At 65.6% G+C, this 22,661-nt stretch carries 25 protein-coding genes; 5 read left to right on the forward strand and 20 right to left on the reverse strand.

The genetic code is table 11. The features are described 5' to 3' along the window. Nucleotides 1–25: 25 nt before the first annotated feature. On the reverse strand, nucleotides 26–256 hold the full coding sequence (locus tag ACFE8Y_RS03770; protein ID WP_375463054.1) for a hypothetical protein: 231 nt from the start codon (nucleotides 254–256) through the stop codon (nucleotides 26–28). A gap of 120 nt (nucleotides 257–376) precedes the next feature. Here ACFE8Y_RS03770 and ACFE8Y_RS03775 point away from each other — a divergent pair, with 120 nt between their 5' ends. Next, nucleotides 377–706: a hypothetical protein gene (locus ACFE8Y_RS03775; protein ID WP_375463055.1), complete on the forward strand. Its 330-nt coding sequence runs from the start codon at nucleotides 377–379 to the stop codon at nucleotides 704–706. A gap of 154 nt (nucleotides 707–860) precedes the next feature. Next, nucleotides 861–1,403 (forward strand): Panacea domain-containing protein, encoded by a 543-nt coding sequence (locus tag ACFE8Y_RS03780; RefSeq protein ID WP_375463056.1) that lies wholly within the window; start codon nucleotides 861–863, stop codon nucleotides 1,401–1,403. A gap of 344 nt (nucleotides 1,404–1,747) precedes the next feature. Here ACFE8Y_RS03780 and ACFE8Y_RS03785 read toward each other — a convergent pair whose 3' ends face one another. The 3 genes from ACFE8Y_RS03785 to ACFE8Y_RS03795 are packed head-to-tail and all read right to left on the reverse strand — an operon-like array spanning nucleotide 1,748 to nucleotide 3,017. Beyond that, nucleotides 1,748–2,200 (reverse strand): hypothetical protein, encoded by a 453-nt coding sequence (locus ACFE8Y_RS03785; protein ID WP_375463057.1) that lies wholly within the window; start codon nucleotides 2,198–2,200, stop codon nucleotides 1,748–1,750. An 18-nt stretch (nucleotides 2,201–2,218) separates the two neighbouring features. Further along, on the reverse strand, nucleotides 2,219–2,578 hold the full coding sequence (locus ACFE8Y_RS03790) for a hypothetical protein (RefSeq protein ID WP_375463058.1): 360 nt from the start codon (nucleotides 2,576–2,578) through the stop codon (nucleotides 2,219–2,221). A 10-nt stretch (nucleotides 2,579–2,588) separates the two neighbouring features. Beyond that, nucleotides 2,589–3,017, reverse strand: coding sequence for a hypothetical protein (locus tag ACFE8Y_RS03795; RefSeq protein WP_375463059.1), 429 nt, complete (start codon nucleotides 3,015–3,017; stop codon nucleotides 2,589–2,591). Nucleotides 3,018–3,156: 139 nt separating this feature from the next. On the opposite strand from ACFE8Y_RS03795, the gene ACFE8Y_RS03800 reads away from it, so the two are divergent. Continuing rightward, nucleotides 3,157–3,915, forward strand: coding sequence for a hypothetical protein (locus ACFE8Y_RS03800; protein WP_375463060.1), 759 nt, complete (start codon nucleotides 3,157–3,159; stop codon nucleotides 3,913–3,915). Nucleotides 3,916–4,127: 212 nt separating this feature from the next. Here ACFE8Y_RS03800 and ACFE8Y_RS03805 read toward each other — a convergent pair whose 3' ends face one another. Beyond that, complete coding sequence (locus ACFE8Y_RS03805; protein WP_375463061.1) at nucleotides 4,128–4,361, reverse strand: helix-turn-helix domain-containing protein; 234 nt, start codon at nucleotides 4,359–4,361, stop codon at nucleotides 4,128–4,130. A 105-nt stretch (nucleotides 4,362–4,466) separates the two neighbouring features. Here ACFE8Y_RS03805 and ACFE8Y_RS03810 point away from each other — a divergent pair, with 105 nt between their 5' ends. Beyond that, a complete protein-coding gene (locus ACFE8Y_RS03810) occupies nucleotides 4,467–5,432 on the forward strand; it encodes an IS1595 family transposase (protein ID WP_375463062.1) in 966 nt (321 codons plus the stop codon). A gap of 4 nt (nucleotides 5,433–5,436) precedes the next feature. On the opposite strand, the gene ACFE8Y_RS03815 is transcribed toward ACFE8Y_RS03810, so the two are convergent. After that, the gene (locus tag ACFE8Y_RS03815; RefSeq protein WP_375463063.1) at nucleotides 5,437–8,019 is read right to left on the reverse strand and encodes an N-6 DNA methylase; all 2,583 of its coding nucleotides are present in this window, start codon (nucleotides 8,017–8,019) and stop codon (nucleotides 5,437–5,439) included. A 139-nt stretch (nucleotides 8,020–8,158) separates the two neighbouring features. Beyond that, a complete protein-coding gene (locus ACFE8Y_RS03820; RefSeq protein WP_375463064.1) occupies nucleotides 8,159–8,626 on the reverse strand; it encodes a hypothetical protein in 468 nt (155 codons plus the stop codon). An 84-nt stretch (nucleotides 8,627–8,710) separates the two neighbouring features. Between ACFE8Y_RS03820 and ACFE8Y_RS03825 the strand changes: the two genes are divergently transcribed. Continuing rightward, nucleotides 8,711–9,349, forward strand: coding sequence for a glycosyltransferase (locus ACFE8Y_RS03825; protein ID WP_375463065.1), 639 nt, complete (start codon nucleotides 8,711–8,713; stop codon nucleotides 9,347–9,349). A 19-nt stretch (nucleotides 9,350–9,368) separates the two neighbouring features. Here the strand turns inward: ACFE8Y_RS03825 and ACFE8Y_RS03830 are convergent, their stop codons facing one another. The 13 genes from ACFE8Y_RS03830 to ACFE8Y_RS03890 form a co-directional block, all read right to left on the reverse strand. Then, a complete protein-coding gene (locus ACFE8Y_RS03830) occupies nucleotides 9,369–9,950 on the reverse strand; it encodes an SCO family protein (RefSeq protein ID WP_375463066.1) in 582 nt (193 codons plus the stop codon). A gap of 170 nt (nucleotides 9,951–10,120) precedes the next feature. Continuing rightward, complete coding sequence (locus ACFE8Y_RS03835) at nucleotides 10,121–10,357, reverse strand: hypothetical protein (protein WP_375463067.1); 237 nt, start codon at nucleotides 10,355–10,357, stop codon at nucleotides 10,121–10,123. Beyond that, nucleotides 10,323–10,520, reverse strand: coding sequence for a hypothetical protein (locus ACFE8Y_RS03840; RefSeq protein ID WP_375463068.1), 198 nt, complete (start codon nucleotides 10,518–10,520; stop codon nucleotides 10,323–10,325). Before ACFE8Y_RS03840 ends, ACFE8Y_RS03835 begins: the two co-directional genes overlap by 35 nt. Next, entirely contained in the window at nucleotides 10,517–10,663 is a 147-nt protein-coding gene (locus ACFE8Y_RS03845; protein ID WP_375463069.1) for a hypothetical protein, read from the reverse strand. Before ACFE8Y_RS03845 ends, ACFE8Y_RS03840 begins: the two co-directional genes overlap by 4 nt. Beyond that, on the reverse strand, nucleotides 10,660–11,211 hold the full coding sequence (locus tag ACFE8Y_RS03850; RefSeq protein ID WP_375463070.1) for a hypothetical protein: 552 nt from the start codon (nucleotides 11,209–11,211) through the stop codon (nucleotides 10,660–10,662). The genes ACFE8Y_RS03845 and ACFE8Y_RS03850 overlap by 4 nt, the downstream gene beginning before the upstream one ends. Nucleotides 11,212–11,297: 86 nt before the next feature. Further along, nucleotides 11,298–12,752 carry a siroheme synthase CysG gene (cysG, locus tag ACFE8Y_RS03855; protein ID WP_375463101.1) on the reverse strand — a complete coding sequence of 485 codons (1,455 nt, stop codon included), beginning with the start codon at nucleotides 12,750–12,752 and terminating at the stop codon, nucleotides 11,298–11,300. A gap of 44 nt (nucleotides 12,753–12,796) precedes the next feature. Beyond that, nucleotides 12,797–15,469 carry a molybdopterin-dependent oxidoreductase gene (locus tag ACFE8Y_RS03860; RefSeq protein ID WP_375463071.1) on the reverse strand — a complete coding sequence of 891 codons (2,673 nt, stop codon included), beginning with the start codon at nucleotides 15,467–15,469 and terminating at the stop codon, nucleotides 12,797–12,799. Between the two features lie 176 nt (nucleotides 15,470–15,645). Continuing rightward, nucleotides 15,646–17,244, reverse strand: a complete 1,599-nt coding sequence (locus ACFE8Y_RS03865; protein ID WP_375463072.1) for a sulfite reductase subunit alpha — start codon at nucleotides 17,242–17,244, stop codon at nucleotides 15,646–15,648. After that, nucleotides 17,241–19,025, reverse strand: coding sequence for a NirA family protein (locus ACFE8Y_RS03870; protein WP_375463073.1), 1,785 nt, complete (start codon nucleotides 19,023–19,025; stop codon nucleotides 17,241–17,243). The genes ACFE8Y_RS03865 and ACFE8Y_RS03870 overlap by 4 nt, the downstream gene beginning before the upstream one ends. A 12-nt stretch (nucleotides 19,026–19,037) precedes the next feature. Further along, entirely contained in the window at nucleotides 19,038–20,303 is a 1,266-nt protein-coding gene (locus ACFE8Y_RS03875; protein WP_375463074.1) for an NAD(P)/FAD-dependent oxidoreductase, read from the reverse strand. Nucleotides 20,304–20,681: 378 nt separating this feature from the next. Next, nucleotides 20,682–20,888, reverse strand: a complete 207-nt coding sequence (locus tag ACFE8Y_RS03880) for a hypothetical protein (protein ID WP_375463075.1) — start codon at nucleotides 20,886–20,888, stop codon at nucleotides 20,682–20,684. A gap of 94 nt (nucleotides 20,889–20,982) precedes the next feature. Then, nucleotides 20,983–21,999, reverse strand: a complete 1,017-nt coding sequence (locus ACFE8Y_RS03885) for a CmpA/NrtA family ABC transporter substrate-binding protein (protein ID WP_375463076.1) — start codon at nucleotides 21,997–21,999, stop codon at nucleotides 20,983–20,985. Between the two features lie 10 nt (nucleotides 22,000–22,009). Then, nucleotides 22,010–22,597, reverse strand: a complete 588-nt coding sequence (locus tag ACFE8Y_RS03890; RefSeq protein ID WP_375463077.1) for an ANTAR domain-containing response regulator — start codon at nucleotides 22,595–22,597, stop codon at nucleotides 22,010–22,012. Nucleotides 22,598–22,661: the final 64 nt, after the last annotated feature.

Genomic DNA, 22,661 nt, shown 5'->3' on the forward strand with positions numbered 1-22,661 from the left:
TCGCGGAGGTCGCACAGTCGCTCCACTACCGGCTCGCTACGTCGGGTCGCCCGCGGACGTAGCCGCGCGAGATCAGCCGATCCCGCTGCATCGTCCGCCGCTCGGCCTCCGCAAGATCGGAAAGTGCATCCTCGATCGCCGAGACCAAGGCGGACCAAGGATCGCCGCGCGCTGCCCGGTGATAGGCCAGCGCGATCACCTCGGCCTCGGTCAGGCGGACTTCGGCCGGCGGCTGATGCTTCGCAGTTTCGACCATCCGCCTATCCCTCGCCAGAACGAAGCGGGAACAGAGCACCGCCCCATGGGCCGTTCAACCGTGCGGATCGGTCGCTTGGGGATAGCGTGGGCGAATCACGGACGGGGCTTGGTGGGGAGCGTGACGCTGCCTCCTGAGTTGCCCCGCGCCGTGTTACAAAGTCTGGCGATCTTCGGCGCAGCCAAGCCGGAGCCGTCCAACTGCGGCGCGACGGCGAGTGACCTCATGTCCCGATCCAAACGGAAAGTCCCGATCTGCGGTGTGACGACCGCCCCGAGCGACAAGGCGTTCAAGGCTGCGTCGCATCGTCAGGAGCGCGCTGCGACACGCTCAGCCCTCGTGCGCGATGCCGACGCGCCGCATCCGCGTGCCTTCGGTGATCCTTGGAACGGCGAGAAGGACGGCAAGCTCTGGCATGGATGGTGTGCCCCGGAGTTGCTGCGGAAGTGAGCTTTCCGCGCGCCGTGCGCGTGGGCATGTAGACCGTGCGGGTGACAGGGCTGGCGTGAGCGTGCGCCGGCCTTGTGGCGTTTGCTCCATATGCCCCGTATCGACGGCGACTCGTTATCCCCATATACCGTGTTACCAATCGGAGGATCGCGAGATGCCCGCGCCGACGACTGCCGCCGCGGTCGCCAACGCTTTTTTGAATCTTCAGGATGCCGACCGCGGCACCTTCCCGCGCATCGATCCTATGAAGCTTCAAAAGCTGCTCTTCTACGCTCAGGCGTGGTGGCTGGCTTACAAGGAGCCAGCGCTCTTCGATGAAGAGATCTACGCATGGCCTTGGGGGCCGGTGGTGCCGTCTATCTACTCGGAGTTCCGCAACTTCGGCTCTCAGCCGATAGTGGGCAAGCGCGCGACTGAACTGATTAAGACGGGAGATCGGATCTACGATTTCAGGGTCGTAGCACCGACCGCTCCGCCGGGCGACGTACTCGATTTTCTAAGCATGGTATGGGGTAGCCATAAGCATCTGACCGGCATTCAACTGTCGAACGCCACGCACGCGCCTGGCGAACCATGGGCGATTGTCAAAGACCGATATGGAACGCTGAACAACAAGCCACCGATCCCAAACGATCTAATTCGAGACGTTTTCAAAGAGAAGATCGGCGTTGGCAATACAAATACCACCGCCGCCTGAGCAGGCGACTGCTGCGGATCAAGATACTGCACGCTTCCCAGATTTTACTGGGGAGCGTGCCAATAACCGTATTCTTCATATCACGACGCGCTGGCTTCGTTACGGCACCGACGACAAGGGGCATGCTGCGGCTGTTGTTCTGTCGTTGCTTTTGCTTGTATCAGCCATGGTTGTAGCGGTTATTGGTGCAACCACTCAGTGGTCTGGGCAGGAAGCACCATGGCTAAATACTATGGTGACTTGGATAGGCAATGCATTCTTGTTCACTGCGGGCATAGCTGTCGGCAAAAGCCGTAGCGCATCGCCAGATAAGGATAGCGAGTGAGCCGCCTGTCCTGATCCCTTCAGCTTTGGGTAGCCAGTTCGCCTAAGACAATGAGGGCCTTTCCAGTCCGCCCGAGACCTCTGAGGTTCCACTCCGGTTTCACGAAGCGGATCAAGCCTTCCTCAAGTCCGACCACTGGATCAATCGGAAGCCCGTTGTGTGTCATGGGCGCCGGGACGATGGTGAAGACCTCGACCTGCAATCCCGCCTTCAACTTTTCCTCAATCGCCTCGCGCACCCGCATTGAGGTGCGCTTATTATCCGTGAGGACGTAGTGCCGAAGGCGCCGCTTTAGTCCGCGCTGGGCAGATCCAACGTAGGATATCACCCCGCCCACGAGGTAGGCGTATACGCCCGCTTCCTTCGGTGCGTTGCCGTGGAACTCGGCGCGCGAGATATCGGGTTTGAGCAGCCAATCACCCGCGTGCGTAAAGCCGCCGAGGATCAGCCAGGCCGCGTGGTTTTCGATCATTGGCCCGCCGAGAACGGGCTACCGGAAGCCCTTCGTTTCCTGATCTTGACGATGGCACGCATGATGGACAAGGCGGGTATTCTCGGCCGTGTACCCGTCCACCGGGTCAGCCCGATCTAGCTCCGATCCCTTCACGCCCATGGGCTCATCACAGATCGCACAGCGCCCGTCCTGGGCCTTGTGCTTCGCCGCCTTGAGCTTCTTCCGCTTAGCTGGATTGCCACGCTCCCAATATGTGAGGCGGGCTGCCAAACGCCGCCTTAGGGCAAACAACAAGACCGGATCGCCGCCAGCCGCATCCGTCACCATCGCCTTGACCTCAGCCAAGAGCGTGTCGGCTTTCGCCGCTTCATCTTTCGTGAGGCGTCGGCTCGGCATTGGCTCTTGATCAAGTGCGAGATGATGCGGCGACAAAAGTACCGACAACGAAGCCGGCGCCCTGTGCCAGCGTATCGACATGTCGCATTATGTCGTGATCGGTGGCTACAACGACAGCCACAAGCCCAATTGTAAATGTCGCCGCTATGGATGCGACGGCGTAAGAAGCCGCCTCTATAGAAGCTCCTTTAAGTAAACTTGTAGCACCATAAAAAGCTAGCGCAGCCCCGGCAATGCCTAAAGAAAACACGCCAAACAGACGAACTGGAAAAGCTACCAGCGCTGGAAGCCAAGTGTTTGACAGATCTTCTTCAATCATCGCCACGCCAGATAGGCGCCACATAAACGACATCAACATTGTCGCCGGAAGCAGCAATATTATTGCCATCACGATGGCGCCAACGGTCCTTAAATGGCTGCGGGAGTCCGGCGCAATCATTTTCAATCCTCATAAAGGACAGACAATAGACTGCTCCCGCGGCGCACGTTGCGACACTTCGGTCACACTTCGGGTGCGGAACGACGATCTGCCCCGTCGTGCGCTTGGGCATGTAGGCCACGGCGGTGAGGGGCGAGACATGGTAGCGCAACACCAAAAGTGTCAGACAGGAACGAAGCAGGATCAAGTGTGGAGCGATGTATGTTCCTCTTATGTTCTTGTCTGGCTTCTAGCCTTCGATCGATTTGATATTCGGTTCATTCCGCGGTATATGATTCGGCAGAGGTTGCCTGCTGTGCCTGATGACGACAAATTTCGCTCGCTTCTAGATCGACTGAATCACGCTCATAGCGTTGAGCTGGATGCGGCATTTGAGCGTGGTCGCGAGGCAGGGCGGCAAGAGACGTTTGCAGGTATCAAGACCAAATTGGCTGCGTGGAGTGATTTGGTTGCCGAGATCTCGTCGGTTGCCGATAACGGCCTAAACATATCGGATGAAGCTGTTGCTGAAGAGATTGATGTCTTAGCCGCAGAGGCCGGGGTGCGTGCACCCCCAGGAAGTGTGAAGCCCATTATTGCCAATCTGATTGGTGAGCGCCCAGGTCTAATGACTGTCGATATTCGGCGGATTACCAAGATTAAGCCGAACAGCATTCGGGGCACTCTTTGGACACTGAGTGCGCAGGACAAAATAATCGAGCGTCGCGAGGGCCGCTGGTACCCCGTCGCACAAAAGAATGAAGTCGAAGCTGGCGCCGATGACGGCGATGCTGAGGCTCAAACGAACGAAGCCGCAGGCGAGATGTCCATGGGGGACGCGCCTACGGCTTCGGAAGAAGCGGTCAAGCGAGACCGCTTTCAGTTCACCCTAGCGCGCTCCGCAAAGCGAGACAGGTAGGTGGTACATGAGAAGATAGCCCCGTAGCAGTGGCGGTCGGACGTTTGCGCGTTCGACCGTCCTTCACGGGGGTAGCACAGTGCTGGGTGCGGTTTTCCATCCAACGCCCGGAGGGTGCAAGTCCCTCTACCTCCACCTAGCCGGCGCAGGGCTGTAACCCTGTGTCGGCTGCCCTTGCATATCATGTCCGCAAGGCGTTTTCCAGAGCGCGCCTAGGCCTCGGTAGCCTTCGCGCGGGTAATCCCTAATGTCCCGTCGTCTTCCACAAACCCGACGCCTTGAGCTTCAAGGGCAGCTCGCATTGCCCCTAGCGTTGCCGGAATGGGCACCGTCCGCCCCTTCTCATAATCGCGCACGGTGGACAGGGAAACGCCAGCCTCAGAAGCCAACTCCTGCTGCGACCATTCCAGCCATGCTCGGGCGGCTCGACTCTGCTCTGGCGTCATCCCGCCACGATAAGAGCGGCCACGAAGATCGTCAACGGCAACGATTTGTGTTGCCCTCCGTTCTAGCAACGATTATCGTTGCCAGCAACGGAAGGCGCTGGCAACGTGGCTCAACATTTTCTCCTCTCTCGGGCGGCCCGGACGCTCTCCCTGGCGAAGGTCGCCCGCATGTCCACCGAGGAAGCCCACGACGCCTTCCGCATGATCCGCTGGTGCGACACGGGCGGCGATCCTGTTTGCCCCCGCTGCGGCGGCCTCACCCACAGCTTCATCACCACCCGCAAGCTTTGGAAGTGCCAAGCCTGTAAGCACCAGTTCTCCGTTACGTCGGGGACCATCTTCGCCAGCCGCAAGCTGCCGATCGGCACCTATCTGCTCGCCATTGCGATCTTCGTGAACGGCGCCAAGGGCCACAGCGCCTTGCAGCTCTCCCGCGACCTGGACGTTCAGTACAAGACGGCTTTCGTGCTCTCCCACAAGCTCCGTGAGGCCATCGGCGCCGACACGACGACCCACACCGCCTCCGGCGAGGTCGAGATCGACGGCGCCTATTTCGGCGGCCACGTCCGACCCGAGAACCGGAAGGAAGACCGGATCGACCGTCGCAAGGCCGAGAACCAGTCCGGCAAGCGCCGTGTCGTCGTCGTGCTGCGCGAGCGCGGCGGCCGTACCATCACGACCGTCTCGCAGACCGAGGATGCCTCGCTCCCGGTTCTGATGCCCCGCATTGCCCCTGGCACCACCGTTCACGCTGACGAGGCCACGGGCTGGGATCGTCTCCACGCCCGCTTCCTCACGAAGCGCATCAACCATTCCGAGAGCTACAGCGATGGCGAGGCCTGCACCAACCAAGCCGAGTCGTTCTTCTCACGCCTCCGCCGTGCAGAGATGGGCGTTCACCACCGCATCAGCGGCACCTATCTCGGCGCCTACGCGGGCGAGATGGCTTGGCGTGAGGATCACCGCCGCATCAGCAACGGCGTCCAGTACCTCATGGCGACGAATGCGGCCCTTACCCATCCCGTGTCGCGGCAGTGGAAGGGGTACTGGCAGCGCTCGGCTGCACACTAACCGGCTAAATTTCTTTCACGGCTTCCATGTCCTCAACGTCAGGCGTGCCGATTCCTTGAACGGAAAGAGCCACACCGCGCGCTTTTTCTCGCATCTCAGACCGAACTTCGATGATTTGTTTCACATCAACTTCAATCTGAACTGCCAGATGTTCTTGTCTAGGAAAGGGTATTTTCAACTCTCCAATACGTTTGCCCAGAGTGTCAATTATATCTTGCGTAAATTGTTTGGCTCTAATTTGTCTCTTCACAATAGGCGAGTTCAAACAAGCAAATAGCAGCCAAGAACTAAGCAAATCTGGTTTTATAGCTCTAATTCTGAATAAATGACTCTGATAAAGCATTGGCAAATCGTGCTCTGTCACTATCGCTGATGTACCGATTAGATAAGTACCGTCGCGTACCATCAGGATATCGCCGGCCACGACATCGCATTTTGATTTATGACCGACGTATATATCTTCGGAAACGCCATGTTTAAAATCGGCTTTGATTTCCCAGTTTGAAAGATCAGAAGTTCTGATAAAGGGGATGTCGCCAGTGCCATAAGCCATCTTTCCAGGCTCCGCGCCCGTGCGGATCGCCACATAGCCAAAAGCTACTAATTCCGAGAAAGAGACAATTTCATGCGTCTCTTGAAGTTTCTCTAAAACTTGATCTATTTCAGGATCATAATACTTTGGTACGAATATATTGTGTTTGATGTCTTTCAGTGGCAAATTGTAACCGAGATGATCCCCTTGAAAGTCGGTAGCTTGGCGAGCTAGCGCATATCGGCTCTGCACAAAAGGCACTTCGTCGAGCACAGTCTCAATGCCCGTGAGAGTGTCGCGCCGCTTTGTCTGATTGCCGCGCGAGTCGTGCCCGCACCATTTCACATCTGACATGAATACATTCTCAGCCTCGCTAGTCGCCCCTTTCTGAAGGAAGAGGGCAGCTACCTTTGTATGCGTTCCGCCCTTGCCGCTTGTTTTAAACAACGATTCTGGCAATGCCACAATTGCGATGATCTTTGCGTGCGTTCTAATGTAGTCGATCACAAATTCATACGAAGGATTACTAATCATGCTCTCCGGCAAAATGATCCCCATGCGGCCACTAGGTTTTAGCAACTGGAAACACCGCTCAAGGAATAATATCTGCGGCGGCCTTTGAGGTTCAATCACCGCCGATTTTAAGAACTTTCCTGTGTTTTTATCCTTCGTCCATTTTCTGGCGAGATCATATTGGGAAAGAATATTGGTACCCTTGATGGCTATTTTGGACCCAAAAGGCGGGTTTGTTAAAACAACATCAAATGTACCAAGCTGCACTTTCACCCTTGTTGCATTCCCCCAATCCTCGGTTGGGGCAAGTGTATTCTCGCAAAATATACCGCCTTTGCCATCGCCGATCAGCGCCATATAGGCCTTGCAAACTTTAGCAAGAAACGCATCTTTATCGATGCCTCGGAAGCAGTCAGTCGCGACCTGTGTTTCCCTCTGATATCGCTGCCGCTCAGTCCAGCGCTTTTTATAGCTTTCGGCTTTAACCTCAGCCCAGACATGCTCCAGCGCTGTAATTAAAAAGCCTCCAGAACCACAGGATGGATCAATGATCCTTTCTCCGGGCTGCGGATTCAACATTCCTACGATCATTTTCACGACATTGCGCGGAGTAAAAAACTGTCCTTCCGCACCGCGAAGAGCGGGGCCGATAAAAACTTCAAAGGCATCGCCAATAGCATCCCGATCGGCATCCATAACACAATAGTTCTGGAGTTCGCCGACGACGTATAAAACGCTGTCTGCGTCAAGCTTGATTTCATCGCTTGCCGTAAATACGTCGCCGAATGCCTTGGTTTTAACCTTCTCGAACAGCGTTTCTATTCGATTTTTAACTTTAGCAGCGCTTTCATCAAGGCCAGCTCTAAACTCAACGACATCCTCTGGAGCCGTGTCTTGCTCATCAATTATCTTGCAAAATAATAAGTTGATAATCTCTTGCGCGAAGGCCTCGTCTCGCGCAATGCCTGTTGCATTCCCCGCCAGATGATTTCTGATATCTTTGAATGTCGCTTTGAGATTAGACGGCGCGCGCAGATCTTTACGCTTGTAGAAGCCAATGTCCTCTAAGCGTTGTCCGTATTTAGGTATGTTTGGTATTTGAAGATATTCGGTCGTTTTGTCTGTTCTGACTACCTTGCGGATATAGAGATGCTCATTCCCGTTGAACCAGACACCTATGCTGGCACGAGATAGATCCATGTATTTTTCAAGCTGCTTTTTCCCGTCGCGTCGATTTTTTTGCTTGCATTCGACAACAATATTGAGATTTTTATCAATATGCAAATCGGAATTAAAGACTGCTATGTCAACAGGAAACGATCCACTTTCATCAGATGGACTGCGGCTGACTTTGAATTGAGGCCGCGTCCGAATGTGCGCTATTGGATAGCCGTAATCTTCCACAAGGCGTTGAGAAAACACCTGAGTTCCGTCAACCTCCTCAGGGGTAGCCCGGACCTCTTGCTTGGAGATATAATCACGTATGTGGCCTACCCGAGTAATTTCACTCGCGGTTAGGTCGGGGACTGCTGCAAGTTTCACGATGCTGTTTCGCGCTCAGAGGGTCAGATGGCCGAGAAGGCGCGCGGCGCCCATGCCTACCATAAGTGAAAATGATACGCCGGGCGACAGCTAGCAAAAAATAGCTCGTACTATGCCCAAATGGGGGCGGGCGTCGAGGCTACCTCGGTAGTTCCCATACGAGATTGCCCCGACCGTCCGCCACGCTCCGCACTACCCGATCCGCCTTCAAGGCCCGCAGCGCCTTCGACACCCGCCGAGTGTGTTCCGTCATGAGCTTGCGGTCGCGTGCATCGTGACCGGTGAGCGAGAGGACGGACTGCGCGACCTCCCGGCTCGTCATGGGCGCTGTGGCTTCTCTGAGCGTGTCGAGGATGCCCCGTGTGAGTTCGCCCCGCCCGAACAGAACCTCGCGCTTCTGACGGGGCATGGCGGCGTCTAGATCGCCCTGGTAGCCGAGGGAGCCGAGAACCCGGTCCAGGGCCGACACGTCGTTCTTGATCTCGGCGATCCGGTCGCGGAGCTTGCTGGCCTCCCCGAATAGGTCCGATCGCTTCGTGAGAAGCGCCGTGATGGTCTGATCGTAGGACTCGGAACGGGAGCGATGGTGGCGTTCGGGATCGGTCATCCCGGCATTGTACCCGGAACCGGGGCCAACGATAAGCGTTGGCGTGGGTGAGCTTGCTACCTAATACCGCACGTCCGCACCGAGGTGCTGCGCCGGCTGCACGGCTGGGACGCCCGCAACGTCACCGAGGACGCCGATCTCGGGATGCGGCTGGCGCTGGCCGGCTACCACGTCGGCGACCTGCCGAGCGCCACGATCGAGGAGGCGCCGATCCGCGTCCGCCCGTGGCTGCGCCAGCGCGTCCGCTGGATGAAGGGCTTCCTGCAGACGAGCATCACCCACGGCCGCCGGCCCGTCGAGACCTATCGCCGGCTCGGCGGGCTCGACGCGCTGTGCGCCGCGACCATGCTGCCGGGCGCCTTCATCTCGGCCCTGGTCTACCCGGTCTTCCTCGTCTGGGCGGTGGCCGACTTCCTCCTCCGCGAGATTCCCGCCGCCCCCGAGCCGTGGCCGAACCTGCCGCTCGGGATCGCGATCACGCTGTTCCTGGCCGGCCTCACGGCTCTCGTCCTGCCCCCGGCGCTGGGCTGCATCCGGCGCGGCTGGCGCGACCAGTTGTGGTTCGTCCCCGTGATGCCGGTCTACTTCGCCCTGGTGAGCGTCGCCGCGTGGCTCGCCCTGATCGAGTTCGTCCGCGCGCCCTCGCGCTGGAACAAGACCGAGCACGGCTTGGCGCGCAGCTCCCGCAGCGGCCTGCTGCGCCCGCGGCGGCCGGCGCCGTGATCTGCGCCGACGGCTGGCCTCACAGCCGCTTGCCGAGTTCCGCGGCGGTCTCGTCGGCCGGGCGCATCAGGTTGAGGGCGCCGATGAAGCGGTTCCTGCCGTCCATCACGTAGACCAGCGCCGTGTGCTCCATGGTGTAGTCGCCGTCCTTGCCCGGCACCTTGCGGCTGTAGGCGCGGTAGGCCTTCACGGCGCCGGCCACCTGCGCCGGGCTGCCGGTGAGGCCGGTGATGCGGGAATCGAAGCTCGACAGGTAGGTCTTCAGGCTCTCCGGGGTGTCGCGCTCGGGATCGACGGTGATGAAGGCGACCTTCATCGCGCCGGCCTTCGGACCCAGCGCCGCGAGCACGTCCGAGATCTGCTGGAGCGTCGTCGGGCAGACATCGGGGCAGTGGGTGAAGCCGAAGAACACGAGGTGCGTCGCCCCGACGAACCGGGCCTCGGTCACCGCCCGCCCGTCCTGGTCCACCAGGGCGAACGGTCCGCCGACGCTCGACGCCCCCACCTCGGCGCGCTCCGGCATCAGCGCGAACACGGCCGCGCCGCTCAGGCCGACGAAGCCGAGCACGAAGGCGAGGATGGGCAGGAGGGCGCGGCGCATGGGTTGGGGTCCGTCTGCTGTGCCTCTGGAACAGCATGGGCGGGCGCGGGAGGCAAGTTGGCATGGGGTCGCCTCGGGACTCGGACGCTCGGAGCTTGGCGGTTTCTGTCCATGCACAAGCATCGCCGGCAGGTGGGAAGGCCGCCGAACCTGCCGTGAGCCGATCAAGGTCAGTTCCTCAACTGCCGAAGCCGCGTCCCGGCGATCGTCAGCTCGAACATCGCACCGCCCTCGACGGTGTCCGCCAGCGATTCCAAGGCGGGCCAGACCGCCAGGAGGCGTTCCATCTTCTTGACGACGGGCGCCTTGTGGACCGCCTTGGCCAGGAAGATCCCGACGAGGCGGGAACTTCGGAAGGCGGCGCGTTCGGCGTCATTCTTCGTGATGCGCCGATCCTCGGAGATCACCAGCCAGCGGCCCTCGCGACTTAAACGCCGTGATCACCTCCATATCGGTGGCGTCGCGTCGAAACTCCTCGCTGAGGATGGTGATCTCGTGCCAATCGTGGAACAACTCACGCACGGCCCGTGCGAGGGCCGGCGACATGTTGTGGTCGAAGAAGACCTTCACGCGGCTCGAAGATACGCTTCGAACTGCATGGCGTCCCTGACGATGCGCGGCGGCACATCGTAGAGGAACGCCGCACGCTCGGGCGGCCCTTCCGCCTCCGCGGCCTCCGCAAGCGTGACTGTCGGCACGCCGTAATCCGTCACGATCGCTGGCCGAAGGCACGGGTCGGATCGATCACCACCGACTTCCTGCCCCGATGAGGCCGCCAGCGGGTCACCGCGTCGTGGGCGATGTCGAGATCCCTGAATGTTCGCTCGATGGCAGCTTTGAGGACGTATTGCCCCTTCCTGAGGTCGAGCATGTCGCCCTCTCCGCGCTGATGGAGACTTTCGAGGAAGATGGTGCGGCCGTCCGTTCGAAACCGTTGCGTCGAGAACGGGCGGGCATCGTCCACGCATTCGCGTGCGACGGCGATGCAGTTGCGGATCGTGAGCAGTCCGAGACCGGCCTCCAGGAACGCGTTCACGAAACGCAATTCGACAAGGTCGCGAAAGCCGAGCTCGATGTGGTTGCCGAAAGCCGGCAGTTCGGGTTGCCAGAGGGGCGGCATCTCAGTCTCGATGCCTTTGGATGTGTCGGTATAGCCGCCGAGCCAGCGGTTGATGGTCCGTGCCGGCACGCGCAGCAGACGGGACGCTTCGGGAACGGTGTAATACCCGATCCCGAGCGGCACGCTTTCGGCAGGCGTCATGGCTGCGGCTCTCATGGGGAAGGCATACCGCGCTCGACGCGGCTGAGCCACGCCGTTGCAAGGCTGACCTGTTTGGGGGCTCGGCCTCAGACCGCGACCCGCTCCACCCCCGTCTCGGCTTGCACGCTGCCGCGCATCTCCGAAAACGCCTCGCCCACCATCAAAATCGCCGGCCCGTCGAGGCCGGACGCCTCGACCCGGTCGGCGAGGTCGGCCGCGGTTCCACGCACCACCCCCTGATTCGGCCGCGTCGCGTTGAACACCGTGAGCGCGGGCGTTCCCGGCGCCAGCCCCTCGGCCACCGCCCGCGCCAGGAGGGCGCCGAGCGTGCGCTTGGGCATGTAGACCACGGTGGTGACGGAGGGGTCGGCGAGCGCCCCCCAGTTGAGGTCGTCCGGCAGCGCGCCGCGGCGGTCGTGGCCGGTGACGTATTGCAGGCGGCGCGCGGCGTCACGGTGAGTGAGCGAGACGCCGAGCGCGGCCGCCGCGCCCTGCGCCGCGCTGACGCCCGGCACCACCGCGACGGGGATGCCGGCTTGCCGGCATGCTTCGATTTCCTCGCCGGCGCGGCCGAACACCAGGGGGTCGCCGGACTTCAGGCGCACCACCTGCTTGCCGGAGCGGGCGAGCTGGACCATCAGCGCGTTGATGTCGTCCTGGCGGCAGGACGGGCCGTGGCCGGTCTTGCCGACGAGCATCGTGCGCGCCTCGCGGCGGGCGTAGTCCAAAATCTCGGGGGCGACGAGGTCGTCGTAGAGGATCACGTCGGCGTTGCGGAGCGCCCGCAGGGCCTTCAGCGTCAGCAACTCGGCATCGCCCGGCCCCGCGCCGACCAGCGTCACCGCCCCGCCCTTCGGCGCGGCCTCGGTCTGCGCGAGCAGCCTGTCGAGGTCGCCTCGCGTCGGCGCCCGGTCGGGCTCGGCGAAGGCGAGGTCCGTAAACCGCTCCCAGAAGCCGCGGCGCTCGGCAAACCCGTGGAAGCGGGCGGTGACGCCCTCGCGCCAGTCGCGGGCCGCCGCGACCCAGCGGGAAAACCCGCGCGGCAGCATCGCCTCGATCCGCGCCCGGACGGTCTGGCCGAAGACCGGCACGGCGCCCTCGGTCGAGATGCCGACGACGAGGGGCGAGCGGTTGACGATGGCGCCGAACTTCACGTCGCAGAGGTGCGGCCGGTCCACCGCGTTGACGATGGCGCCGGTGCCCCGCGCGCAGGCGACGAAGGCGACGCACTCGGCCTCGTCCTCCATCGCGCCGATGCAGAAGGCGGCGCCCCAGAGGTCGTCCGGCGTCCAAGGGCGCTCGTGCAGGGTGACGCTTCCGGCGACGATCTCGCTCGCCACGCCGCGCAGTTCCTCGCTCGGGTCGGCGGCGTAGACGTCGACGTGGGCGCCGGCGGCGGCGAGCAGCTTCACCTTCCACGGCGCGCCGCCGTTCGAGCCGGCGAGCACGGCGCGCTTGCCCTGCAACGGGACGAAGACGGGGAGGACCGCGAGGGGTTCGAGGCCGGCGCGGGTCTCGCGCGGCTGGCGGGGCGTGCTCATGAGGATCGGCTTGGTCACGGTGGCGGTGTTTCCCGAAGCTGATGTCACGCGGCGCTGCGCGCAAGCGCCTCGGGCAGGAGCTTCCGGATCTCGGGGATGCAGGAGCCGCAATTCGTGCCCGCCTTGCAGGCGGCGCCCACCGCCTCGACCGATCCGGCACCGGCTGCGATCGTCGCGGTGATGACGTCGAGCCCGATCCCGTGGCAGGCGCAGACCACCGGCCCGGCGCCGGCGGTGACCGCGCGGCCCGAGAGCAGGGCGCGGCGCTCGGCCGCGTCCGGCGCCGCGTTCGTGAACAGCGCCTTGGCGCTCTCCCAATCGGGCCGGGCCTCGGCCGGACCGTAGGCGAGGCAGGCGACGAGGTGTTCGCCGTCGTAGACCGCGCAGCGATAGCGCCCGCGGGCGTGGTCGGCGTACTCGGCGAGTTCCAGCCCCTGGAACAGGCGGCGCATCAGCAGCCCCGCCTCGCGCGAGCCGTCCTGCGTGGCGAACTGGAGCCCCGAGCCGCCCATGATGGTGGCCCGCGCCCACCACCAGCCCTCCGGGCCGGCGAGCTGCTCGCGGCTCAGCAGGAAGCCGCGGGCGCGGTAGGCCACCGGTGCGATCGCCGCCGGGGTCGCCTTCAGCTCCGGCTGGCCCGAGAGCGGATCGGGCACGCCGCGCACCAGGGCGCCGACCCGGGCCTTCGAGGCGTTGGCGTCGCTCCAGTGCATCGGCATGAACAGGGTGCCGGGCGCGACCGCCTCGGTGACGATCACCTCGAGCTCGGCGTCGCCATGGGCGGTCGAGACCCGGGCGATGCCGCCCGCGACGAGGCCGGCCGCACCCGCGTCCCGCGGATGGACCTGGACGAAGGGCACCGGACGATGGGCCGAGAGCCGCTGGCTCTTCCCCGTGCGCGTCATCGTGTGCCAGTGGTCGCGCACCCGGCCGGTGTTGAGCACGAAGGGCATCGCCGCGGTGGTCGCCTGCGCCAGCGCCGGCGGCTGCACCGCGACGAAGCGGGCGCGCCCGTCGAAGGTGAAGAACCGGCCGTCGGCGAACAGCCGCGCCTTCGGGCCGCCGCGCTTCGGCACCGGCCACTGCACCGGCAGGTTCACGTCGTAGGCCGCGTCGCTGATGTCCGAGAGGCCGCCGATGTCGAAGTCGCGGGTTCCCTCGTTCTCGAAGCCCGAGAGCCCGGCGTGCTGGCGGAACACCGCTGCCGCCGAGGTGAAGCCGAAGGCCGCCCCGTGGCCGAGGCGGCGGCCGACGTCGGCGAGCACCGCCCAGTCGGGCCGCGCCTCGCCCGGCGCGTCGAGAAACTTGCGCTGGCGCGTGATCCGGCGCTCGGAATTCGTGACCGTGCCGTCCTTCTCGCCCCAGCCCTGCGCCGGCAGCAGCACGGTCTTCTTGCCGGTGGCCCGCGCGGTGTCGGAATCGGCCATCACCTCGGACACGATCAGGAGATCGAGACCCTTCAGCGCCTCGCGGACCATGTCGGCCCGCGGCATCGACACCAGCGGGTTGGTGCCCATCACCCACAGCGCCTTGATCTTGCCGCGCGCGACCGCGTCGAACAGGGCGATCGCCTTCATGCCCTCGCCGGTGACCAAGTTCGGGGCGCCCCAGAACCGGCGGACCTTGTCGACCTCCTCGGGCGCGAAGTGCATGTGGGCGGCGAGCATGTTGGCCAATCCGCCGACCTCGCGCCCGCCCATGGCGTTGGGCTGGCCGGTGAGCGAGAACGGGCCCGTGCCCGGCTGTCCGATCCGCCCGGTGGCGAGGTGGCAGTTGATGATCGCGTTGCCCTTGTCGGTCCCCTGCGCCGACTGGTTCACCCCCTGCGAGAAGGCGGTGACGACGCGCTCCGTGCCCGTGAACAGGTCGAAGAAGCGCACGACGTCGCCCTCGGCGAGGCCGGTGGCCATCGCCGTGGCAGCCGGGTCGGGGGCGAGCGCCCGGGCCCGGTCAAGCGCCGCGTCGAAGCCGGCGGTGTGGTCGGCGACGAAGCCCGCGTCGAGGGCTCCCGCCCGCGCGAGGTGAACCAGCAACCCGGAGAACAGGGTGCTGTCGGTGCCGGGCCTCAGGCCCAGGAACAGGTCGGCCTCCTGCGCGGTCTCGGTCCGGCGGGGGTCGATCACCACGAGCTTCGTGCCGCGCTTGACCCGCGCGTCGACCATGCGGCGGAACAGGATCGGATGGCACCACGCGGTGTTCGAGCCGACGAGGACGATCAGGTCGGCCTCGTCGAGATCCGCGTAGCAGCCGGGCACCGTGTCGGAGCCGAAGGCGCGGCGGTGGGCCGCCACCGCGCTCGACATGCACAGCCGCGAGTTGGTCTCCACGTGCGGCGTGCCGATGAAGCCTTTGCTGAGCTTGTTGGCGACGTAGTAATCCTCGGTGAGGAGCTGGCCCGACAGGTAGAAGGCGATCGCCTCCGGCCCGTGCTGCTCGGCGGTGCGGCGAAAGGCTCCGGCGATTGAACCCAGGGCGGACTCCCAGGAGACGCGCAGTCCGTCGACCTGCGGGTGCAGCAGGCGGTTCTCCAGGCCGAGCGTCTCGCCGAGCGCCGAGCCCTTCGAGCAGAGACGGCCGAAATTGGCCGGGTGTTCGGCATCGCCCGCGATGGCCGCCCCACCCTTCCCGTCCGGCGTCGCAAGCACGCCGCACCCGACCCCGCAGTAGGGGCAGGTGGTCCGAACCGCCCGCGGCGGCTCCGGCACGTGCACGGTCATGGCTGGGTCCTCGAATGTCTTATCGGTGCCTCCGCGGGCGGGGGAGGATGGCCCTCGGCTCACGCGAGGGTCGGGATAGAGGAGTGCCCGTGTCCGGAAGAACCTGAGCCGACCCCTCTCCCGCCCTGCATCCGCAGGGCACCCTCCCCCGCAGAGGGGGGAGGGCTGGGCACGCCTCAGTACACGTCGGCCTGGTAGCGCCCCGCCTTCTTGAGCGCGGCGAAGTAGGCCACCGCCTCGTCCGGCGACTTCGCCCCGTGCTGCGCCGCCACGTCGATGATCGCGCGCTCCACGTCCTTGGCCATGCGCTTGGCGTCTCCGCAGACGTAGAAGTGGGCGCCTCCCTCCAGCCATTTCCACAGGTCGGCGCCGTTCTCGCGCATGCGGTCCTGGACGTAGGTCTTCTCCGTTCCGTCCCGCGACCACGCGAGCGAGAGGCGGGTCAGCACCTTGTCGTCGCGCAGCGTCTCCAGCTCCTCCTTGTAGAAGAAGTCCGAGGCTTGGCGCTGGTGGCCGTAGAACAGCCAGTTGCGCCCCGGGGCCTGCGTCGCCGCGCGCTCGCGCAGGAAGGCGCGGAACGGGGCGATGCCGGTCCCGGGGCCGCACATGATCACGTCGGTGGAGAGATCCTCGGGCAGCGCGAACCCGTGCGCCTTCTGGAGGTAGATCTTGACCTTCGTCTGCTCCGGCATGCGCTCGCCGAGATGCGTCGAGGCGACACCGAGGCGCAGGCGCGAGCGATGGTTGTAGCGCACCGCGTCGACGGTGAGCGAGACCCGGCCGGGATCGGCCTTGGGCGAGGACGAGATCGAGTAGAGCCGCGGCTGCAACTCGTCCAAGGCCTCCAGGAAGACCTCGGCATCGGGGCGTGCCTTGGGGAACTTGTGGAGCGCCCCGAGCACGTCGAGGTAGGCGGCGTCCCCGTCCGGGTCCTCGCCGGCCGAGAGCGCCTTGGCCTTCTTGCGGGCCTCGCCCGAGGTGAGCAGCGAGAGCAACTGGTAGAGCCCATCGGGCGCGGCCCCCAGCGCGTAGTCGGTGAGCAGGCAGTCGCGCAGGGTCTTGGTCCCGATCATCCGCTCGGGGCGCGCGCCGAGCTCGGCGATCACGGCGTCGGCGAGGGCGGGCGCGTTGGCCGGGAACAGCCCGAGCGAGTCGCCGACCACGTACTCGATCGGGGTGCCGTCGAGGGCGATCTCGATGTGCCACGTCTCCTTCTCGCCGCCCGGCGCGTTGAGGCGGCGGCGCGACAGGAAGACGGCCTCGACCGGGTTCTCCCGGCAGTAGCCGAGGGGGCCGAGGTCGGCCTCCTTCTTCGGGGCCTCCTCCCCGTCGGCGGCCGCAGGGGCGCCGCCCGCGCCGAATTCCTCGTCGAGCTTCTTCAGCATCCGGAGCGTTTCCTTGCCGCCGGGCTGGCAGAGGTTGAGGCGCTCCTCGTTCTTGAGGAAGATGGCGTTGGCGTAGTCGGCGCAGTTGTAGCCGCACTGGCCGCAATCCTGCTGCGCCATCGCCGCCATGAATTTCTGCGGTTCGGGCCGCGCCTTGGCCATCTCCATCCGCTCGGTGATCGGGAGCGACGGGTCGTGCCAGGGCGCGTCGTCGTTGTCGGCGAGCCTCACGCCGCCCGCGGGCACGTCGCCGGCCGCGAGCGCGGTCGCGCCCTCGACGGTGGGGCCGAGCAGCGCGGCGAAGTAGCCCGACAGCCACGAGCGCTGGTCGTCCGAGAACGGGGCGGTCTCGGGGATGAGGACGAGGGGGGGCGTGACGTGCTCGCTCATGCGGCGGCCTTCAGGGCTGGCTGTTCTTCGGCGGCATCGCGCAGGGCTTCGGGCCCGGTGCGGGCGGTGAAGGCCTGGAAGCTCTCCTCCGGGCCCGTGCGGCGGGCGAGGTAGGTCCGCAGCAGCGCCTCGACCCGGCCCGGGCAATCCTCGGCCTTGATCGCCGTCCAGATCTCGGTGCCGATCTTCGGGTTCTCGGCAAAGCCGCCGCCGACCACGATGTCGTAGCCCTCGACGGTGTCGCCCTCCTCCGAGACCACGACCTTGGCGCCGATCAGCCCGATGTCACCGATGTAGTGCTGGGCGCAGGAGTGATGGCAGCCGGTGAGGTGGACGTTCACCGGAACGTCGAGGTCGGGGAGCGTGGCCTCGACGTGGTCGGCGATGATCATCGCGTGACCCTTGGTGTCGGAGGCGGCGAACTTGCAGCCGTTGCTGCCGGTGCAGGCGACCAGCCCCGAGCGGATGCCGGCGGCCTTGGTGGTCAGCCCGAGCGCCAGCACCCGCGCCTCGACCTCGGCGACCCGGGCGTCGGGCACGCCGGAGAAGAGGAAGTTCTGCCAGACCGTCATGCGGATCTGCCCGTCGCCGCACTCCTGCGCGATCCTGGCGAGTTCCCGCACCTGATCGCTCATGATCTTGCCCACCGGCAGGATGACGCCGATCCAGTTGAGGCCGGGCTGGACCTGGGCGTGGACGCCGACATGGGCGAAGCGGTCGGTGGCCCTGCGCGGCGCGATGTGGGCGGGATCGACCCGGTCGAGCTTGGTGCCGAGCTTCTCCTCGACGGCGGCGAGGTACTTGTCGAAGCCCCAGGCGTCGAGGACGTACTTCATCCGCGCCTTGTTGCGGTTGGTGCGGTCGCCGTTCTCGATGAACACGCGGATGATCGCGTCGGAGACCTTGTTGCAGTCCTCAGGCTTGAGGACGACGCCGGTGTCGCGGGCGAGATCCCGGTGGCCGGAGATGCCGCCGAGCACGAGGCGCATCCAGACGCCGGGCGCCACGGCTGCTCCCTCCAGCACCTCGACCGCCTGGAAGCCGATGTCGTTGGTCTCCTCCAGCACCGCGACGATGCCGCCGCCGTCGAAGGCGACGTTGAACTTGCGCGGCAGGCCGTAGAGCGACTGGTCGTTGATGATCCAGTTGTTCCACGACTTGGCGAGCGGGCGCGTGTCCAGAAGCTCCTGGCGGTCGATGCCGGCGGTCGGCGAGCCGGTGACGTTGCGGATGTTGTCGGCGCCCGAACCCCGGGCGGTGAGCCCGATGTCGACCAGCCCGTCGAGGAACGGCTGGGCGTGCTCGGGGGTGATGTGGCGCACCTGAAGGTTCGCCCGCGTGGTGACGTGCACGTAGCCGCCGCCGTGGGCGTCGGCGAGATCCGCGATGCCGGCAAATTGCCAATGGTGCAGGATGCCGTTGGGAATGCGCAGGCGCGCCATGAACGAGGTCTGGTTCGGGGCGACCCAGAACAGGCCGTGGTAGCGCCAGCGGAAGTTGTCCTCGGGCTTCGGGGCCTTGCCGGTGGCGGCCTCGACCTTCAGGCGGTTGTGGCCCTCGAACGGGTTCTCGGCCCGCTTCCACTTCTCCTGCTCGCAGAGCTTGCCGCCCGCCTTGATCGTGCGGTCCTGCGCCTTGATGTGGATCGCGTCCGGACCGGTCGGTTCGGCCGGCGGGGCGAGGTTACCGGCGGCGAGGCCTCCGGTGAGGCGGGCCGCCGCGATCCCCGAGGCGAAGCCTTCGAGGTAGCGCTTCTGCTCGGCGTTGAAGTCTTCAGCCATGGTCTGCCTCCTTCACGCTGCGAGGGGTTGGACGGGCGATGGGGCGGGGCGCCCGAACATCAGGTCGTCGAGGTGGTCTCCCACCGGTTCGCCGGTGCGGATCAGGCTCTTGCACCAGCCCTGCTCACCGATGTCGCCGACGAAGACCGCGCCGATCAGCCGGTCCTGCTGGACGAGCAGCTTGCGGTAGAGGCCGGCGCCCGGATCGCTCATCACGATCGCATCGGCGGTGTCGGGCGTGTCGACCACGCCCGCCGAGAACACCGGCAGGCCCGAGACCTTCAGGCTGGTCGAAAGGGCGGTGCCGGAATAGGCGGCCTCGTGCCCCGCGAGGTGGCGGCTCAGGGTCTCGGCGTGCTCGTAGGCCGGCTCGACGAGGCCGTAGACCATGCCGCGGTGCTCGGCGCACTCGCCGAGCGCGAAGATGCGCGGGTCCGACGTGGTCATCCGGTCGTCGACCTTGATGCCGCGCGCCGTCTCGATCCCCGCCCCCTGCGCCAGGGCGAGGTTCGGGCGCACGCCCACCGACATCACCACGAGGTCGGCCGGCAGCACGGTGCCGTCGGACAGGATCAGGCGCTCGACCCGGCCGTCGCCCTCGACGCGGTCGGTGTCGGCCTTGAGCATCACCTTGACGCCGCGCGCCTCCATCGCCCGGCGCACGAGGCCGGCGGCGGAATGATCGAGCTGGCGCTCCATCAGCCGGTCCATGACGTGAAGCAGCGTGGTGTCGACGCCGAGCCGTGCGAGGCCGACGGCGGCCTCCAGCCCGAGCAGGCCGCCGCCGATGACGATCGCCTTCGCGTGCTGGACCGCCGCCTTGCGGATGGCGGCGACGTCAGCGAGGTCGCGGAAGGTGATGATGCCGGGCAGGTCCATGCCGGGCTTCGGCAGCCGGATCGGCAGCGAGCCCACGGCGAGGACCAGCTTGTCGAAGGGCAGGACGTGGGTCTCGCCGACGATCACCAGCGCGTTCTCGCGGTCGACCTGCGTGGCGGGCGCGCCGGTGATCAGGCGGATGCCGTGGCTCTCGTACCAGTCGAGCCCGCGGAAGGCGCAGGCCGCCTCGTCGACCTCGCCGCCGAGCAGCGACGACAGCAGCACCCGGTTGTAGGCCGCGACCGGCTCGGCCCCGACGACGGTCACGTCGTAGCGGCCGGGCGATCCTTCCGTCAGCCGCTCCAGGAAGCGGAGCGACGCCATGCCGTTCCCGACGACGACGAGCCGCTCGCGCGCAAGCCCCGCGGCGGGTCCCTGATCCGTTTGGCGTGTCAGCATCGATGAAAGCGTCTCATCCTCGCATGTCGTGCGCGTTCGCCACGAAAAAAGCCGCCGCCCCTTCCTCTTCCGCGCGGGCTCCGCCGCGCGTGAGAAACTGGTGCAGCGGCCTCGCTGACGGTGCTGCCCGTCATCGTTGACAGGTCGGCACTCTCTGGCAGGTTTCGTGCCAGAGTTCCGACACGCGTCGCACGAGCCGTCAGCCCAGGGCGTTTCCCATGAAACACCTGCCAAGCCGGCAGGTGCTGAGACATCGCGCGCTGCACAGAGATGAGGCGCCTGAGCTTCAATCGTGCACAATCGATGGAGGAGGGAAGTGTGGCCCGGATGAGAGTACGCGCGGATCTTAGGGCGGAACGTTCCCGGCCCGGCGCGTGGTCAGAGGAGCGTCGAGAGCGCGGCCACGAGGGCGAGGGCGGGGCCAGCGCCGATCAGCAGGGCCCAGGGCCAGCGCAGGGCCGGGCCGCGGTTGTCGTTGCAGGCCCGCGGCGGGCGTGCACGGCGGCGGACGTAGGTCGCGAGCTCGACACGTCCGCGCGCGGCGGGAGGGGACGAGGACAGATCGAGCTTGCGGCAACCGGGCATGGCAGGCGTACAACGATCGCGGATGTTCCATGTTCCGTGGTCCCGCGGCCGCATTCCGATCGGAACGGTGCCGGACCGGCCCGCGTCGGGAGGCTCATCCCGGCAGATCGGCCGCCGTGTAGATGTCCGGGCGATAGACCGCCTCGGCCGCCGCCGCCACGTCGTCGCCGACGGGGATCTGCCCGGAGGCCCGCATCTGCGCCACGAGCCACCGGACGTGTTCCGATCGCGGCGTCTCGGCCGCGGCTCCGAGCCTGAGGTAGTCCGGCGCCGCGCGCTGCAGGCCGGACGCGTCGAGGGTGATGCTGCCGCTCAGGGCGCGGGCGATCAGCCCGGCATCCAGGTTGAGGTAGGCCCGGCGCGCGAGGCGGTGGACGAGTTCGGTCCGGTTGGACGGCTCGGCGCACCAGCGGCCGGCGCTCGCCACCGCCCGCACCAGGGGGACGATCGCGCCCTCCAGCCGGGGCGAAAGGGCCAGAACCTTCTCGGGGGCGTCCGGCGCCACCTCGCAGCCGAGCGCCGCGATGCGTCCGAGCCCGGCCGAGACCGCCACCGCGTTCCACGGCGCGCCGGCGCAGAACCCGTCGACGATCCCGCGGGACAGGGTCTCGACGCTGTACTGCGGCGGGACCACGACGAGCCGGAAGGCCGCCGGATCGAGCCCGCCGGCCTGCGCGAAGAGCCGGAGCTCGTAGGTGTGGCAGGAGAACGGATGGACGGTGCCCAGCGTCAGCGGCCGCCCGGCCGCCTTGCGCTCCCGCGCGGCGCAGGCGAAGGCGCGGGCGACGTCCTCGAGGCGATCGCTCTCGGGCGCCATCGCCGCCCAGAGCCCGGTGGAGAGCGTGATCGCGTTTCCGCTGAGGCTGAGCGAGAGCGGGACGATGATGTCGGAGGGGGGCCCCGAGACCGCCAGCGCGCTCGCCAGCGCCAGCGGCGCCAGCATGTGCGCGGCGTCGAGATGGCCCAGCGCGAGCCGGTCGCGGAGCGTCGCCCAGGAGGGCTCGGCGGTCAGTTCGAGTTCGAGGCCCTCGGAGCGGGCGAATCCCATCTCGTGGGCCACGATCACGGGCGCCGCATCGCAGAGCGGGACGTATCCCAGATGAAGTCTCATCGCGACACCCTCATCCGAGCAGGTCGGCGGCGGTGACGATCGCGCGGGCGATGTCGGCGATCTTGCGCTTCTCGTTCATCGCCTTCTTGCGGAGCTGCTTGTAGGCCTCGTCCTCCGACAGCCCCTTCATGCTCATCAGGATGCCCTTGGCCCGCTCGATCAGCTTGCGGTCGGCAAGCTCCCCGCGCGCCTCCGACAGTTCCCGCTGGAGCCGGGAGAAGGCGTTGAACCGCAGGATCGCGATGTCGAGGATCGGCTTGATCCGCTCCGGCCGCAGGCCGTCCACGACGTAGGCCGAGATGCCCGCATCGACCGCCGCCTGCATCATCGTGGCGTCCGAGCGGTCGACGAACATCGCCACCGGCCGCTCGGCTTGGCGGCCGATGCCGGACATCTGCTCCAGGATGTCCCGGCTCGGGCTTTCCAGGTGGATCACCACCACGTCCGGGGCCAGCGCTGCGACCCGCTCCATCAGGTCGGCGGTATCGGCCATCACCACCACGCGTCCGATGCCGGCGGCGCGCAGACCCTCCTCCAGGATCGCCGCGCGTGCGCGGCTCGGATCGATCACGGCGACGGTGAGGCTGGATTCGGTCATCGGGGCCCGGTGCTGGGCTGCGTCTCGGGGTCCGCCGCGACGGCTGCCCCGGCGGCCCCCGAGA

It is taken from the genome of uncultured Methylobacterium sp. (assembly GCF_964242245.1).
Taxonomy (GTDB): Bacteria; Pseudomonadota; Alphaproteobacteria; order Rhizobiales; family Beijerinckiaceae; genus Methylobacterium.

Coding starts and splice junctions, on each gene's coding strand:
- ACFE8Y_RS03875 (WP_375463074.1), bottom strand. CDS start 20,303: ATGCTGACACGCCAAACGGATCAGGGACCCGCCGCGGGGCTTGCGCGC.
- ACFE8Y_RS03795 (WP_375463059.1), bottom strand. CDS start 3,017: ATGATTGCGCCGGACTCCCGCAGCCATTTAAGGACCGTTGGCGCCATC.
- ACFE8Y_RS03800 (WP_375463060.1), top strand. CDS start 3,157: ATGGTAGCGCAACACCAAAAGTGTCAGACAGGAACGAAGCAGGATCAA.
- ACFE8Y_RS03780 (WP_375463056.1), top strand. CDS start 861: ATGCCCGCGCCGACGACTGCCGCCGCGGTCGCCAACGCTTTTTTGAAT.
- ACFE8Y_RS03820 (WP_375463064.1), bottom strand. CDS start 8,626: ATGACCGATCCCGAACGCCACCATCGCTCCCGTTCCGAGTCCTACGAT.
- ACFE8Y_RS03890 (WP_375463077.1), bottom strand. CDS start 22,597: ATGACCGAATCCAGCCTCACCGTCGCCGTGATCGATCCGAGCCGCGCA.
- ACFE8Y_RS03860 (WP_375463071.1), bottom strand. CDS start 15,469: ATGACCGTGCACGTGCCGGAGCCGCCGCGGGCGGTTCGGACCACCTGC.
- ACFE8Y_RS03770 (WP_375463054.1), bottom strand. CDS start 256: ATGGTCGAAACTGCGAAGCATCAGCCGCCGGCCGAAGTCCGCCTGACC.
- ACFE8Y_RS03880 (WP_375463075.1), bottom strand. CDS start 20,888: ATGCCCGGTTGCCGCAAGCTCGATCTGTCCTCGTCCCCTCCCGCCGCG.
- ACFE8Y_RS03790 (WP_375463058.1), bottom strand. CDS start 2,578: ATGCCGAGCCGACGCCTCACGAAAGATGAAGCGGCGAAAGCCGACACG.
- ACFE8Y_RS03885 (WP_375463076.1), bottom strand. CDS start 21,999: ATGAGACTTCATCTGGGATACGTCCCGCTCTGCGATGCGGCGCCCGTG.
- ACFE8Y_RS03850 (WP_375463070.1), bottom strand. CDS start 11,211: ATGACGCCTGCCGAAAGCGTGCCGCTCGGGATCGGGTATTACACCGTT.
- ACFE8Y_RS03785 (WP_375463057.1), bottom strand. CDS start 2,200: ATGATCGAAAACCACGCGGCCTGGCTGATCCTCGGCGGCTTTACGCAC.
- ACFE8Y_RS03870 (WP_375463073.1), bottom strand. CDS start 19,025: ATGGCTGAAGACTTCAACGCCGAGCAGAAGCGCTACCTCGAAGGCTTC.
- ACFE8Y_RS03865 (WP_375463072.1), bottom strand. CDS start 17,244: ATGAGCGAGCACGTCACGCCCCCCCTCGTCCTCATCCCCGAGACCGCC.
- ACFE8Y_RS03830 (WP_375463066.1), bottom strand. CDS start 9,950: ATGCGCCGCGCCCTCCTGCCCATCCTCGCCTTCGTGCTCGGCTTCGTC.
- cysG (WP_375463101.1), bottom strand. CDS start 12,752: ATGAGCACGCCCCGCCAGCCGCGCGAGACCCGCGCCGGCCTCGAACCC.
- ACFE8Y_RS03805 (WP_375463061.1), bottom strand. CDS start 4,361: ATGACGCCAGAGCAGAGTCGAGCCGCCCGAGCATGGCTGGAATGGTCG.